Annotated in this window: 14 protein-coding genes; 8 read left to right on the top strand and 6 right to left on the bottom strand. The window is 57.9% G+C overall.

The genetic code is table 11. The features are described from left to right. Positions 1–4 precede the first annotated feature (4 nt). From ACOYW1_RS12270 to ACOYW1_RS12255, 4 genes are all read right to left on the bottom strand, one after another. Positions 5–769 (bottom strand): PilZ domain-containing protein, encoded by a 765-nt coding sequence (locus ACOYW1_RS12270; RefSeq protein WP_482423021.1) that lies wholly within the window; start codon positions 767–769, stop codon positions 5–7. Between the two features lie 313 nt (positions 770–1082). Next, positions 1083–1352: an HU family DNA-binding protein gene (locus ACOYW1_RS12265; protein WP_092211056.1), complete on the bottom strand. Its 270-nt coding sequence runs from the start codon at positions 1350–1352 to the stop codon at positions 1083–1085. Positions 1353–1921: 569 nt separating this feature from the next. Beyond that, positions 1922–3916 carry an acyl CoA:acetate/3-ketoacid CoA transferase gene (locus ACOYW1_RS12260; RefSeq protein ID WP_482423020.1) on the bottom strand — a complete coding sequence of 665 codons (1995 nt, stop codon included), beginning with the start codon at positions 3914–3916 and terminating at the stop codon, positions 1922–1924. A gap of 153 nt (positions 3917–4069) precedes the next feature. Beyond that, on the bottom strand, positions 4070–4840 hold the full coding sequence (locus tag ACOYW1_RS12255) for a prepilin peptidase (RefSeq protein ID WP_482423019.1): 771 nt from the start codon (positions 4838–4840) through the stop codon (positions 4070–4072). A gap of 392 nt (positions 4841–5232) precedes the next feature. Between ACOYW1_RS12255 and lon the strand changes: the two genes are divergently transcribed. The 6 genes from lon (at position 5233) to rpoZ (ending at position 11168) form a co-directional block, all read left to right on the top strand. Next, on the top strand, positions 5233–7710 hold the full coding sequence (lon, locus tag ACOYW1_RS12250) for an endopeptidase La (RefSeq protein WP_482416240.1): 2478 nt from the start codon (positions 5233–5235) through the stop codon (positions 7708–7710). Next, a complete protein-coding gene (gene tsaB, locus ACOYW1_RS12245; RefSeq protein WP_482423018.1) occupies positions 7707–8417 on the top strand; it encodes a tRNA (adenosine(37)-N6)-threonylcarbamoyltransferase complex dimerization subunit type 1 TsaB in 711 nt (236 codons plus the stop codon). The genes lon and tsaB overlap by 4 nt, the downstream gene beginning before the upstream one ends. Positions 8418–8718: 301 nt before the next feature. Then, a complete protein-coding gene (locus ACOYW1_RS12240) occupies positions 8719–9390 on the top strand; it encodes a phosphatidylserine decarboxylase family protein (RefSeq protein ID WP_180144874.1) in 672 nt (223 codons plus the stop codon). After that, on the top strand, positions 9387–10124 hold the full coding sequence (gene pssA, locus ACOYW1_RS12235) for a CDP-diacylglycerol--serine O-phosphatidyltransferase (protein ID WP_482423017.1): 738 nt from the start codon (positions 9387–9389) through the stop codon (positions 10122–10124). Before ACOYW1_RS12240 ends, pssA begins: the two co-directional genes overlap by 4 nt. A gap of 206 nt (positions 10125–10330) precedes the next feature. Continuing rightward, complete coding sequence (greA, locus tag ACOYW1_RS12230) at positions 10331–10798, top strand: transcription elongation factor GreA (RefSeq protein ID WP_180144880.1); 468 nt, start codon at positions 10331–10333, stop codon at positions 10796–10798. A gap of 163 nt (positions 10799–10961) precedes the next feature. Next, positions 10962–11168, top strand: a complete 207-nt coding sequence (gene rpoZ, locus ACOYW1_RS12225; protein WP_482423016.1) for a DNA-directed RNA polymerase subunit omega — start codon at positions 10962–10964, stop codon at positions 11166–11168. Here rpoZ and ACOYW1_RS12220 read toward each other — a convergent pair. After that, entirely contained in the window at positions 11130–11261 is a 132-nt protein-coding gene (locus ACOYW1_RS12220) for a hypothetical protein (protein WP_281374543.1), read from the bottom strand. The two genes, rpoZ and ACOYW1_RS12220, sit on opposite strands and share 39 nt — an antisense overlap. 63 nt (positions 11262–11324) lie before the next feature. Between ACOYW1_RS12220 and ACOYW1_RS12215 the strand changes: the two genes are divergently transcribed. Beyond that, positions 11325–12056, top strand: coding sequence for a PP-loop family protein (locus ACOYW1_RS12215; RefSeq protein WP_482416243.1), 732 nt, complete (start codon positions 11325–11327; stop codon positions 12054–12056). A 60-nt stretch (positions 12057–12116) separates the two neighbouring features. Next, positions 12117–12917: a GTP cyclohydrolase FolE2 gene (gene folE2, locus ACOYW1_RS12210; RefSeq protein WP_482416244.1), complete on the top strand. Its 801-nt coding sequence runs from the start codon at positions 12117–12119 to the stop codon at positions 12915–12917. Between the two features lie 71 nt (positions 12918–12988). On the opposite strand, the gene ACOYW1_RS12205 is transcribed toward folE2, so the two are convergent. Continuing rightward, complete coding sequence (locus ACOYW1_RS12205) at positions 12989–14203, bottom strand: D-alanyl-D-alanine carboxypeptidase/D-alanyl-D-alanine-endopeptidase (protein ID WP_482423015.1); 1215 nt, start codon at positions 14201–14203, stop codon at positions 12989–12991. Between the last annotated feature and the right edge of the window lie 7 nt (positions 14204–14210).

Here is a 14210-nt window from a genome sequence, read left to right as displayed (position 1 = left end):
TGGGTCAGGTATGGGTGAGGCTGCGGATTTCGTGGAGTTGGGCGTTGTGGATGAAGTGACTCAGCACCTCTTCATCCGCGCTCTTCAGGCGGGTGAAGCGGCATCCGGCAAACAGGGAGAGTTCATTGAATCGGCGGTTCACCCGGACCACCGAGAGGGCAGTGTCCATGGTATGGAGCTGCTCTTTTTTTTGGCTGTGGTCCCGGAGCACGATGCCCAACCGGCCCACATGGCCCGCTTCAAGTCCGGCAAGGGGGTTTTTTCCTTTGCCCAGAAGGCGGGGGATGATCAGGCCGACCCCGGTGGTGGATATATTGCAGATGCGGAACTGCTTTCCTGAGAAAAAATCATGGCTGCCGACGACAAGTTTGCCCAGCACCTCGTGGGTGGCGGTGGGGATGTATCGAAAGGCGGAGCGGACGTTGACATCTTCCGGGGTGGGGTCGTAGCTCAAGGCGAGGGCCTGGGTGGTGTTTCCGTTGGCCAGCCGGTAGCCGGGGAGCGTCTTGAGGATTTTGCAGGGGAACCCGATGCGTTTCTTTTCTCCGGAGTCCATTCGGACCATGGTGCTCACGTGGAGCTGCCTGCTTGCCGCATCTTCGGAGGCCCAGGATGCCCCAGTGGCTGCCACGGTGAGTCGCCTGGAGGCCGGGTCCGCTTCAAAGATGACCGAGGCATAGGAGACGGGGCTCAGGCTGTGCAGGTCTATGACAAGATCAATACCGGTTCCGGGTCTAAGGACAGAGTCGTCAACGGGTGCTGTGGCCAACGGGAAATTCCTTCTGTTATCCTGTTTCTTTTGGGCGCGGCTCAAGCCGCAGGAACATGGGATTCATCTACCACAAGGCCGGGCAAAAATCAAAGCCATAGACAAACCCTGTTGGGGCTGCAGGGGAACAGACAGGTTTGCGAATTCAGTAATATGAAGGGGATGGACTACAATAACGGAAGGTTGTGTATTTTGTACGGCGGGAAAATGACTGATTGCGAAACGGCGAATTCAGGGGGGAGGTAAAACGGCGAAAAAAAGTGTGTCCGCCTGGTAGTGTAGACAGACGGACACGGAAAAAACAGTCGTCCGCCTACTTCAAAGCGTCTTTCAGAGCCTTGCCAGGTACAAACTTGGGAACCTTGCGTGCGTCGATGCTGATCTCCTGACCGGTCTGGGGATTGCGGCCTTTGCGGGCTTTTCTTTCAACGGCCTTGAAGGTGCCGAAGCCAACGAGGGTCACGGCGTCGTTACCGGTGAGGGCATCGGTGATGGTGGAAAGGACACAGTCTACGGCTGCCTGAGCTTCTTTTTTGGAGCTGACAACTTTTGCAACTTCGTTGACGAGATCACCTTTGTTCATCCTTGAATCTCCTTTTTGTAAGGGGTTTTAAACAACGGCTTGCTTATGATGTTATTCAGTAATGCAGTGTATATCGGGAAATCAGGATACGACATGCAGTGAGTATCCTATCTGGTAAGGCGAAGTCCAATATTGGCGGCCTTTTTTGAAGATCACCGTACTTATTTGGTTTCTAAGTGTCAAGCAATAATTGAGTTGGATGTCAAAAAAAAAAGCCCAAAAGACTTGATATATGGGCTCTTTAAGGTTTGACAATGATGAATAACCCGTGTTGGGGGCACACTTCCGGCAGATGAGTAAACAGGGTGGGAGGTATGGAAACATTGAAGGGTTTTTGTTGATAAGTCTAATAAATACAGCGCTTTAGCAATGAGTAAATTTTCCTCTTTCAACCGCGATGGCGCGGGTTTGAGAAACCGTCGCTCATCCAGGATTTCAAGGGGAAGGTCTTGTAGGGACCGTTGATCGGGCCCGTATTTCTCGGGATAATACGCGAAGAGAGGCCGTTTTGAAAGGGTGTTCAGGCCTTCAAAGCGGTTTGGTTACCCTCCAAGGATTCTGCAGGCGGTCTATTTCAGCAGGACCTTGACGGCTTCGGCCCCTGTTTCATAGATGTGGGGGGCCACTCCCCGCTTGGACAGGGCGTCTTTGAGCTTCATTTTCAGGAAGGTGCTGGTTGTGTATCGGGTGACCCCTGAATAATAGGTGGCGACAATGTGTTTGACCATGGCGGTATAGGGCTCCATGAGTTCGGGGTGGATCTGGAAATGGTCGTAGTTGACCACGGCAAAGACCTGCCTGTCTATTGTCTTGAGTTTGGATTCCACCGCTTCCTGTATCTCCTCGATCATCTCCGGTGAATCCACCACCAGCCCTTCGAAATTGACAAAGAAGAGATTGGACTCTTCGTTGTAGGTGAGCCTGTCGCTGAGTTTGACGGCCAGGAGGTCGTCCTTGAGGCCCATGGGGTCGGTGCGGAAAATCCGGCTGTCCATGGGGGCCGGTGGGAAGGGCATGGCAGGTTCGAAGGCCATGTGGGCAAGGATGTCTTTCGCAAGGTCGATGCCGGGGGCCACCTCTGTGAGGGTCATCCCCTGGTCCGTGAGGGCAAAGACGCATCGCTCCGTCACAAAGAGGACCGGCTGGTTGCGCTGCCGCGCGTAGTCCCCGCTGAAGGTCACCTGTTCCACATCGGCCATGAATTTCTGAACGGACCCTTCCCGGAGAATCTCCAGGGCGCCGTCGGCGATGCCAACCGAGAGGCCCTTGGCCGTGAAGGTACCGGTGAAGACCACCCGGCGTGCGTTCTGGCTGATGTTGATGAACCCTCCGGCCCCGGCGATACGGGGACCGAACCGGCTCACGTTGAGGTTGCCGTGGCTGTCGGCCTGGGCCAGGCCAAGGAAGGCGATGTCCAGGCCGCCTCCGTCGTAGAAGTCGAACTGGGCGGGTTGGTCGATGACGGCGTCGGGGTTGGTGCCTGCGCCGAAGCTCAGGCCCCCGGCCGGGACCCCGCCGATGAGGCCTGGCTCTGCCGTGAGGGTGATGTAGTCGAGGATGCCCTCTTCATGGGCCACGGAGGCGATGCCCTCGGGCATGCCGATACCCAGGTTCGTCACACAGTTGACGCGCAGCTCCATGGCGGCCCGGCGGGCGATGATCTTGCGCGGGGTCAGGTCCATGGGCGGCATGTGCTGCAGGGGGATGCGGACTTCGCCGCTGTATGCGGGGTTGTAGGCCTCGGCAAAGGTCTGGTGATGGTATTCCGGCTTGGAGACAAAGACGCTGTCCACCATGATGCCGGGCACTTTGACAGCCTTTGGGGGGAGGGTACGCTTTTCGGCGATGCGCTCCACCTGGGCGATGACCACGCCGCCGGAGTTCTTGGCAGCCATGGCCAGGGCGAGGCTCTCCAGGACCAGGGCCTCTTTTTCCATGGTGATGTTGCCCAGGGTGTCGGCGGTGGTGCCCCGGATGACAGCCACATCAATGGGGAAGGTTTTGTAGGCGAGGTAACGTTCCCCGTGGATCTCCATGGAGGTGACCAGGTCCTCGTGGGTGCAGCGGTTGATTTTCCCGCCGTCGATGCGCGGGTCCACAAAGGTGTTTAAACCCACCCGGCTGAGGGTGACGGGGCGGCCTGCGGCAATGTCCCTGTAGAGGTGGCAGAGCACGCCCTGGGGGAGGTTGTACGCTTCGATCTCATCGGCCACGGCCAGGGCCTGGAGGGCGGGGACCAGTCCCCAGTGCCCGCCGATGACCCGTTTGAGCATTCCCTTGTGGCCCAGGTGGTTGAGGCCTTTGGAGGCGCCGTCCCCCATGCCTGCGGCGTAGACGAGGGTAAGCTCTGACGGGGTACCCGTCCGTGTGAAGCGCTCTTCCAGGGTCACGGCGAACTCTTCGGGAAACCCGATGCCCACAAACCCGCCGAATCCGATGGTGTCCCCACTCTGGATCACCTCGGCTGCTTCGCGGGCGTTGACCACTTTTCCCTTTGGGGAGACAAGGGGGGAAAGGCTTGAAAGAATGGGATGGGACGAACCCTGGTTTTTTTGGGTAGGCATGGCAACCTCCATATGGGGGTTTCGGAGACATGATGGTGTGTTTCCGATAGTTTACCAGAGAAGGGGGAGAGGGTGCCAGGGGCGTCTTGGATGTGGGGAATAACGACGGGGCGGCTGCCCCGTCGGGAGGTGCTGTCGGACGAAATATCCAGGTCAGCCCATGAGGCCGAAGTACCAGCTGATAAGGCGCGCGCCGAAGAGGGTGTAGGCCACGCCCCCGGCGGCCAGGAAGGGGCCGTAGGGGATGGCCATTTTCATGTTGCCCCTCTGGACGAGCATGATGGAGAGCCCGATGACACTGCCGGTGAGGGAGGAGAAGAAGACGGTGAACAACACACCTTCCCAGCCGATGAATGCACCCATCATCCCCAGCAGCTTGATGTCGCCGCCGCCCATGCCCGCTTTGCCCGTGGCCCGTTCATATCCCCAGGCAATGAGCCAGAGGCTGCCGCCTCCGGCAAGGATTCCCAGTGCGGCATCCTGCCAGGAGAGGGTGGGGACGGCAAAGGAGAGCAGGAAGAAAATGGGAATTCCCGGCAGGGAGATCACATCGGGGATGATGCGATGATCGATGTCGATGAAAGTGAGGGTGATGAGCACGCAGTAAAACAGAAAATGGGCCAGGGCGCTCAGGGTGGGCCCGAAGGTATACAGGGCGACAAGGGCCATGAGGCGGCGGGCCTCGATGGCCGGGTAGCGGAGGGAGACGCGGTGTTTGCAGGCTCGGCATCGCCCCATTAATATAAGGTAGCTCACCACGGGGATGTTGTCGTACCAGCGGATGGCCGTACCGCAGGAGGGGCAGGCAGAACCCGGCCTGACAATGGAGCGGGAGAGGGGCACCCTGTAGATACAGACATTGAGAAAGCTGCCCACGCAGAGGCCGTAACAGAGGGCGGCCAGGCTAACGAATAAGGGGATCATGAATTTTTCCTGCTTCATCGGGTGGATGTCGTGGGCGGCTGGCCCGTCGGCCGCCTTGGGTCGTCGGCCTCATACCCGGGTAAAATAGAAGCCGTGGCCAAAAAAATCAAGAATGATATTGTAAATGGGGAAATGTGTCTTATAATTACTCCGTAGCTCTCCCTATTCCCCGGAAAAACCTTGTCTGGAGGCCGTTTCGGGCGTTGTGGCAACACGGCGCGCTGCCCGGGGGATGATGTTTGCGTTCAAAAAATCATGATGGCGTCAAAAAATCGTCGATTTTTAGACATCTCGCCTGCGCCTTTGACGTCTTCCCGGTCGGTTTTTCTCCGCCGGGGAGCCGGGACCCTTTCCCGGGCTGCGGGGCCATCGCATCATATGCAGGAGTTGGAATGGCTGTTACCGACAAAGACGATCTGATCAACCTCATCGAAGAAGAGGTTCCCGATAACGAAATCCCTGAAATTCTTCCCTTGATGCCTGTTCGGGATGTGGTGATCTTCAATGACATGCTCCTGCCCCTGTTCATCGGCAGGGACAGGTCGGTGCGCGCCGTGGAGCATGCCCTGGAAGGGGATCGCTTCATTTTCCTTGCGGCCCAGAAGGATCCGGCGGACGAAGAACCGAAGACCGAAGAGATCTTCACCGTGGGCACCGTGGGCAAGGTCCTTCGCATGGTGAAGCTGCCCGACGGCAAGATCAAGGCCCTGGTCCAGGGCATGGCCAAGGGACGGGTCGTGGAATACGTGGACGAATCGCCGTTTTTCAAGGTGCGCCTCGAGCAGATTGAGGAGGAAGCCTCTCCGGAGATGGATCTCACCGCCGAGGCCCTTATGCGCAATGTCCGCGAGCAGAGCGAAAAGATCCTGACCCTCAAAGGGGAGTTCAGCACGGAGGTGTCCGCGGTGCTGGAGAGCATCGACTCTCCGGGCAAGCTGGCCGACCTTGTGGCTTCCAACCTGCGGCTGCGGGTGGACGAGGCCCAGCAGGTCCTCGAATGCCAGGATCCCATGGAGCGGCTGAAGAAGGTCTACGGGTACCTCAGCCGGGAGGTGGAACTGTCCGCGGTGCAGGTCAAGATCCAGACCGATGTGCGGGACGAGATCTCCAAGACCCAGCGTGATTTTTACCTGCGGGAGCAGGTGAGGGCCATCAACCGTGAGCTCGGCGAGCAGGACGACAGGATCGCAGAACTCACCGAGTACAAGGAGAACATTGCCAAGGCCGGCATGTCTCCGGCAGCGGAAAAAGAGGCCCTGAAGCAGCTCAAGCGTCTGGAGCAGATGCACTCCGATTCGTCGGAAGCCTCGGTGATCCGGACCTACCTGGATTGGATGGTGGAACTCCCCTGGAGCGTCAGCACCAAAGACCACCTCAACATCAAGCGCGCGGCCAAGGTGCTGGACGAAGAGCACTATGGACTGGAAAAAGTCAAGGAGCGCATCCTTGAATTTTTAAGCGTTCGAAAGCTTAACCCCAATGTGAAGGGGTCCATCCTTTGCTTTGTGGGCCCTCCCGGGGTGGGCAAGACCTCCCTGGGCAAAGCCATTGCAGCGGCCATGAAACGGGAGTTTGTGCGCATCTCCCTGGGCGGCATCCGAGACGAAGCAGAGATCCGCGGCCACAGGCGGACCTACATCGGGGCCTTGCCCGGCCGGATCATCCAGGGGCTGAAGCAGTGCGGCTCCAACAACCCCGTCTTTATGATGGACGAGGTGGACAAGCTGGGTTCCGATTACAAGGGGGACCCCTCGTCGGCGCTCCTGGAGGCCCTGGATCCCGAGCAGAACAACGAGTTCAGCGACCATTACCTGAACATCGCCTTTGACCTGTCCAAGGTGATGTTTATTCTTACGGCCAACCAGCTGGACACCATTCCGTCGGCCCTGCTGGACCGCATGGAGGTGATCTATCTCTCCGGGTACAGCCATGAAGAGAAGCGGGTCATTGCCGATAACTACCTGCTGCCCCGACAGGTCAAGGAGAACGGCCTGAAAAAGCGTCACCTGCAGCTGAGCGCAGGGGCCCTGGACGACGTCATTCAGCACTACACCCTGGAGGCAGGGGTGCGAAGCCTGGAACGCGAGCTGGGTTCTGTCTGCCGCAAGATCGCCCGCAAGGTCGCCGAAGGCGCCAAGGGCGGGCAGCGTGTCAGCCGCGCCAACCTGGAAAAGTACCTTGGTCCCCCGAAGTATCTTTCGGAGCTGGACAAGGAAGAGAGCCAGGTGGGCCTTTCCACCGGCCTCGCCTGGACCCAGGTGGGCGGGGAGGTTCTCTATGTGGAAACCTCCATCATTCCCGGCAAGGGGGAACTCATTGTCACCGGCCAGCTGGGCGAGGTGATGCAGGAGTCTGTGAAGGCGGCCATGAGCTATACGCGCCATGCCCTTGCAGGCTTGGGGTTCAAGGACAGCTTTGATGACCTGGATATCCACATCCACGTGCCGGACGGGGCCACCCCCAAGGACGGGCCTTCGGCGGGCATTGCCATTGCCACCTCCCTGTTCTCCGCTGTGGTGGACCGGCCGGTGAGCAGTGATGTGGCCATGACCGGCGAGATCTCCCTGCGCGGGCGGGTCCTGCCCATCGGCGGGCTGAAGGAAAAGGCCCTGGGGGCCTTGCGGGGCGGGATCAAGACCGTTCTGTTTCCGGTAAAGAACGCCAAGGACCTGGCGGAGATTCCCCAGAGTGTGAAAAAGCGGATCTCCTTTGTGCCCGTCAGGCACCTGGACGATGTGCTCAAGATCGCCATTGAGGGGTTCGACACCCTGGCTGAGGACGCTGCCCGTCTTAAGAAGGAGGAGGCTGCCGCCGCCAAAGGCAAGACCAAGGCCAAAGGCAAGCGCAAGGCTAAAGAGGAGGCGGCATGATGCGACTCCTTGCCGTGGATACCTCCACCCTGTCGTGCGGCGTGGCCGTCACCGACGGGGAGGGGCTTCTGTCCGAGAGCCTCTTTACAAGCCGCCAGACCCATTCCCGCCACCTGCTGGGCATGGTGGATGAGACCCTTTCCCGTTCCGGTCTGGCCCTGGGAGACCTGGACGGCTTTGCTGTCACTGTGGGGCCCGGCAGTTTTACCGGGCTGCGCATCGGCATGAGTGTGGTCAAGGGACTGGCCGAGGTGGCGGGCAAGCCCGTTGTGGGGGTCAGCACCCTGGAGGCCCTGGCCCGGGGGGCGGCCCTGGCCGGAAAACCCATTGCCTCCATGATCGACGCCCGCAAGGGCGAGGTGTATGCGGCCCTCTACCGGCCGGACGGGACAGGCGGTGTGACCGAGGTCTCTTCCCCCGAGGCTGTTCGGCCGGAAGACTTTTCGGAGCGGCTCACCGGTGAGGTCCTCTGTGTCGGGACCGGTGCGTCTGCCTACGGGGATCTTTTTAAGAACGCCTTGAAAGAAAAGGTTTTTTTTGCTCCAGAGTATGATACTATCCGCCCTTCCGTTGTGGCGGCCCTTGCCCTGGAAGCCCTTGAAAGGGGGGAGGGAAAGGACGCGGCTGCCCTGACGCCTCTGTACCTGAGAAAGTCGGACGCCGAGATCGCCCTGGAGCTTCGAAATGCTTCAGAGGGGCACGGTTAGGGGCTTTCGTTTGACAAGGCATGGGTGATCTGATACTCCTCAATACAGAAGGAGGCATTTAAAAATGCCGAGATTGCGGGGCGTGGACGCCCCGCAAACAACGTTTGATTCCCATCTGTTGCCATGGCACGGATGGCGGCTGTGAGTCTTACCAACCTCATCAGATGCACCACGCCAACAGGAATCGTGCATAAGCAACGATGATATTGATGTCTTGCGTCGGCTGTCCCCGGGTGCGTGTCTGCACCAGGGTGAGACGGTGGGCGGAGGCGTTTCAACCATATGAATACTGGAACCGCGAATGGATCGTTTTACCTGGCCTGAAACACCGAGTCTGAAAGCATTTCAAGTTGCAAAACCCGGCATACCCTTTATTGTGGTGGCCTGTGTTTCCACTCTTTTCCTTGCAGGGATTCATTTCCACACTCTCGCCCTGATCTCTTTTTTCATCACCCTGTTTGTCTGCTACTTCTTCAGGGACCCGGACCGGGCCGTGGAAGTGGGGGAGGGCTACCTCTCGTCCCCTGCGGACGGCAAGGTGATTTTTGCAGAGGTTGTGGACGAGAACCCGTATGTCGAGGGGAAATGCTTTAAGATCAGCATTTTCATGAATGTGTTCAACGTGCATGTCAACAGGGTCCCCTTTGACGGCACGGTCAAGGCCATTCATTACCACCCCGGTAAGTTTTTCAACGCCAGCCTGGACAAAGCCTCCGAGCACAACGAGCGCAATGCCCTGGTGATTGAAACGGACCAGGGGGTGACCTTTGCCACCGTCCAGATTGCAGGGCTTGTGGCCCGGCGCATTATCTGCGGCGTAAACGAAGGGGACCGCGTTACACGGGGCCGACGCTACGGCATGATCTGCTTTGGCTCTCGCCTCGATCTTTACCTGCCCACCGACTTTGCCTGCCGTGTGGCCATCGGCGATAAAGTTCAGGCCGGCACAACGGTTATGGGGGTACTCTCATGAAAGATGCACGAAAAGAACGGCTGAAAAAAGGAATCTATCTGCTGCCCAACGCGTTTACATCCATGAACCTGTTCTTCGGGTTCCTCTGCATTGTCTCCGCTCTGGAGGGACGCTTTGAGTTCGCGGCCATTGCCATTTTGATTGCGGTGGTTTTTGACTCACTGGACGGCAAGATTGCCCGCGCCACCAACACCACCAGCCAGTTTGGCATTGAGTTTGACTCCCTGGCGGACCTGGTCTCCTTTGGGCTGGCGCCTGGCAGGTCTCTCTGGATCTTGAAACCCATGGGACGCATCGGCTGGCTTGCAGCTTTTCTTTTTACCATCTGCGGGGCCCTGCGCCTTGCGCGGTTCAACACCATGGCCGAGGCAACGCCCAGCAACCATTTTCTGGGGCTTCCCATTCCGGCTGCCGCGGGCATGAACGCCACGGCCGTGATGTTCTGCACGAAGTTTGGTGTGCCGGCTTCGGAGTTTCCCCTTGTTTTCCTGCTCGGCATGTACGCCCTGTCGTTTTTGATGGTCAGCTCTGTGAAATACGAGAGCTTTAAAAAAGCCGAGCTCTTTAAGAAGATGAAGTTTAACATGCTGGTTTCCGCCATCCTTGTTTTCATCTTCATTGCGCAGAAACCGCATCTGGCACTTTTTGTTATTTCGCTCTGTTATGTGGTTTCCGGGCCCATCCTCACCATTGTGCTGGCCCGGCGTGCCAAGCAGGCGGAAGGACGCGCCTGATCCGCGCCCAGCGCTTTTTTTGTGTAAGAACAAGGCTCCTTCATGTATGATGGGGCCTTTCTGAAAAGATAAACAGACAAAGCCCCTTTCGTTGCCGGGGATTCAGTCGATGGATCCCAAAGGCGAAAGAGGTTTTTGTTTTTAAAGGACACTGTAACGGGGTCGGGCTTTTGCCCGGGTCCCACAGAAACACCAGGAGCACTATTTTGAAGACCATTCCCATTACCAAGGAAGGCTACGAAACGTTGAAAAGGGAACTCCACCAGCTGAAGACGGTGGACCGCCCCAAGACCATTGAAGCCATCGAGGTCGCACGAAGCCATGGGGACCTTTCGGAGAATGCCGAGTACGATGCGGCAAAAGACCGTCAGTCCTTCATTGAAGGGCGTATCATGGATCTGGAGTACAAGGTCGCCAACGCTGATGTCATCGATCCCGAAACCCTTCCCTCGGACAAGGTGGTCTTCGCCAGCCGATTTGTTCTTGAAAATGTTGACACCGGTGAAGAAGTGACCTATCAGCTGGTCGGTCAGGAAGAGTCGGACATTGCAAAGGGCAAGGTCTCTGTTTCGTCTCCCCTGGGTCAGGCCATCCTCGGCAAGGCTCCGGGAAGCGAAGTGACTGTCCAGGCCCCCGGCGGCCAGCGACTCTACGAGCTTGTTGAGATCTTGTAATCTTTTATCGGTTCGTATATAGTAATAAGTCGGCATGGGGCCCGGTTTCGTTTTTGTCACGGCCCGGCTCACCCGTAACGACAGTTGATTTCCCCCGGAAGAGCGCGGCTTTTCGCGTTTCAGACCGGTATACAAAACACGTTATTTTTCGAACACAAGGAGAATGACCTTGGCCAGAGTAACCGTTGAAGATTGCCTTGAGAAGGTACCCAATCGCTTTATGCTCGTGCATATGGCTTCCAAGCGCGTACGTCAGATTCGTGACGGAGCTGAATTCGTCGTTCAGTCCGCCAACAACGAAGATGTTGTCACCGCCCTTAGAGAGATTGCCTCAGGCAAGGTCTTCCTGAAAACGGAAGACGAGTCGTAGCCCGCTTTCGATCAGGTCAGCCTGTGACAGGTCACCTTTCACTTCGGGCCGCAGTTTTTGTGGCGGCCTGAAGGGGTGGCTGTCGTCCTTCATGATCCTCTCCTTCCCGGCTTTTACAGGGCCCACCCAACCATTCCACAGATTTTCAGGAACAATGTGATACGAGAAACGCGAATATACCAGCGCCTCAATCGTGCCATGGGGAAAGCCATCCACCAGTACGCCATGATTGAAGACGGCGACCGGATTGCTTTGGGGCTTTCGGGAGGAAAAGACAGTCTGACCCTTTTGACTCTTCTTGTGGAGCGGCTTCGCAGGATCCCGGTGACTTACTCCATCCACCCGATCTATATTGATCCCGGATTCGACGGCGGGTTTGCCGACGAGCTGGCGGCGCATTGCCGCGGGCTGGGGTTGACCCTGACGTGCGAAATCACGAATCACGGCCCGGAAGCCCACAAGGATGAGCAGGCCGCGAACCCCTGTTTTATCTGTTCGCGCCTGAGACGAAAGCGGTTGTTTGAATTGACCTCCGAGCTGGGGTGCCGCACCCTGGCCCTGGGTCATAACAAGGATGATGTCATTGAAACCCTGCTCATCAACATGTTTTACTCGGGACAGATCAGCACGATGATGCCTCACCAGTCGATGTTTAACGGTGAAGTTACGGTGATCCGGCCTCTCTACCTGGCCGAGGAAGCCGACATTGTCCGGTTTGCATCGGAACAGGAGTTGCCGGTCTACACCAACCCGTGCCCTTCGGCGGCGGTATCGAAACGCCGTGAAATCAAAGATCTTTTGACTGCGCTTTGCAAGGATAATCCCCACGTCAAAGGAAATCTTTTCCGATCCCTGAGCCAGGTCCGGTTGGACTACTTGTTGACATAGCGTCGTTTCTTTGCTTTTGTTGTTCTACAACTCACTTTGACAGGGGACGGAACAGACAACATGATTGATATGCAGAAACAGCCTGATTATCGCAATATTCCCATTGATCAGGTCGGCATTAAAAATTTGAAATACCCGGTGCGTGTCCTGGACAGGTCCAACGGAACCCAGCATACGGTGGCCTCCATCAACATGTATGTGGATTTGCCTCACCACTCCAAGGGTACCCATATGAGTCGCTTCGTCGAGCTGTTGCATTCCTTTCGAAACGACCTGGAGCTTTCGCTTCCCACCCTCTCTCGTATACTAGTTGAGATGAAAAAAATCCTGGGCGCGAAATCTTCCCATGTGGATATTACTTTTCCCTATTTTATTGAGAAAACTGCTCCGGAAAGCCACTCCCCCGGGCTGGTGGATTATTCGTGCCGGTTCTTGGGAACGAGCAATGAGCACGACGAGGTTGATTTGATCTCGGAGGTGGTGGTTCCCATCACCTCCCTGTGCCCCTGCTCCAAGGAGATCAGCGCCCACGGAGCCCACAATCAGCGCGGTGAAGTGCGACTGGCCACGCGATTTCGCAAGTTCAACTGGATCGAGGACATGATCGAGCTGGTGGAGCAGGCCGCGTCGTGCGAGATCTATTCGGTGCTCAAGCGTGTGGACGAAAAGTACGTCACGGAGCAGGCCTACAACAACCCCAAGTTTGTTGAGGACATTGTCCGGGATATCGCCACGGCCCTGAACCGGGACGACAACATCACCTGGTTCGAGCTGAGCGCTGAGAATTTTGAGTCCATTCACAATCACAGCGCCTATGCGTACATCGCAAGCACCAAAGAGGGGATTGTCGCCGGAGCGTGAGCCTCCCTTTTGCGGGTCTACGAATGATGGAAACGGGTCCGTTGACGCAATGCGTCGGCGGGCCCGTTTTTTTATTGGCGGGGTGTCTGGTCGGCCAGGGCGGTTTTCAGGGCTTTTAAGATGCGGCCCGCGTTTCCGTTTGCGCGGTGGGTGAAGATGACAAAGCGATACTGCCTGCCGTCGGGCATGGTGAGGTATCCCACCCGGGTGGAGACCCCGTTGAGGGTTCCGGTTTTGTAACGGGCGCCGTTCTCTTCATGGAGCAGGGGGGCGTTGGGCGCAAAGCACACCAGCAAGGCGTCCATGGTGCGCGCCGTGAGCACGTTTTTCCTGGAGATGCCGGATCCTTCCACCACGGCGGGGCACTGCCCTATGAGGCGGCTCATCACATCGCAGAAGGTACTGCGTCCTTTTTCAAGGGTGGCGGGGCTCCCTTTGGCATGGGCGCCGGAGGCCAGGAAGAGCTGGTTGGCCATGAAGTTGTTGGAGAAGGCCATGAGCTTTTGCACAACCTCGGGAAGCGCCCAGGGGGAAAAAAGCCGCCGGGTGTAGGGGAGGGGACCTTCGGGCATGGCCTGCGGCGCCACGGTACCCGTAACGGTGATGCCGTGCTGTTTCAGGAACCAGGCGAAGAGGTGGCCCGCATAAAGGCGGCTCTCGGCCGGGGAGAGGCGGATGCGCCCGCCCGGGGCGTTCCGTGGGATCTGCTTGGCCACATAGGGAAGCAGGGGTGTCTGGGGCTCGGCGCTCACAAGGGTTCCCTTGTTTGTCCTGCGGTAATTCACCGTATTGAAATTGGCGCAGAGGGCCCCGTTGGGGGCATCGTAGGGCTGGGTCGATCGGGCGGACACCCCGGGGATGGTGATGCGGTCAATGTAGGTGTCGTCCACACGGATGCCGGTGATGCGGCGTACTCCCCGTGCGACAAGCTCTCCTGCCACCTTTTGTCCATAGGCTGCCAGCACCTCGGAGGTGAGCAGGGGGTCTCCGTACCCTTTGAGGAAGAGGATATTCTCTTTGGTAAGGGCCACATCCGTGGGGAACCGGTAATCCTCCCCCAAGGTCTCGAAGGCCGTCAGGGCCGTGGCGACCTTCAGGGTGGAGGCGGGGACGGACAGGGTGTCGGGGTTCTGGGCGTAGACCACCCTGTGGGGCTCTTCGGTGACCAGCAGGGCGTCGGTAGGGCGAAGGACAGCAGCGAGGGATGGGGGCAGGGCCTCGCCGCCTGCCAGGGAGGGCAGGAGAAGACAGGCGAGGCCCACAAGGATTAATAAAGGGCGTTTCATGGGGTTT

The sequence above is a fragment of the Desulfoluna sp. CYM3A genome (assembly GCF_056829965.1).
The sequence above is the reverse complement of the archived record's forward strand: the minus strand, read 5'-3'. Positions and strand labels throughout refer to the sequence as shown.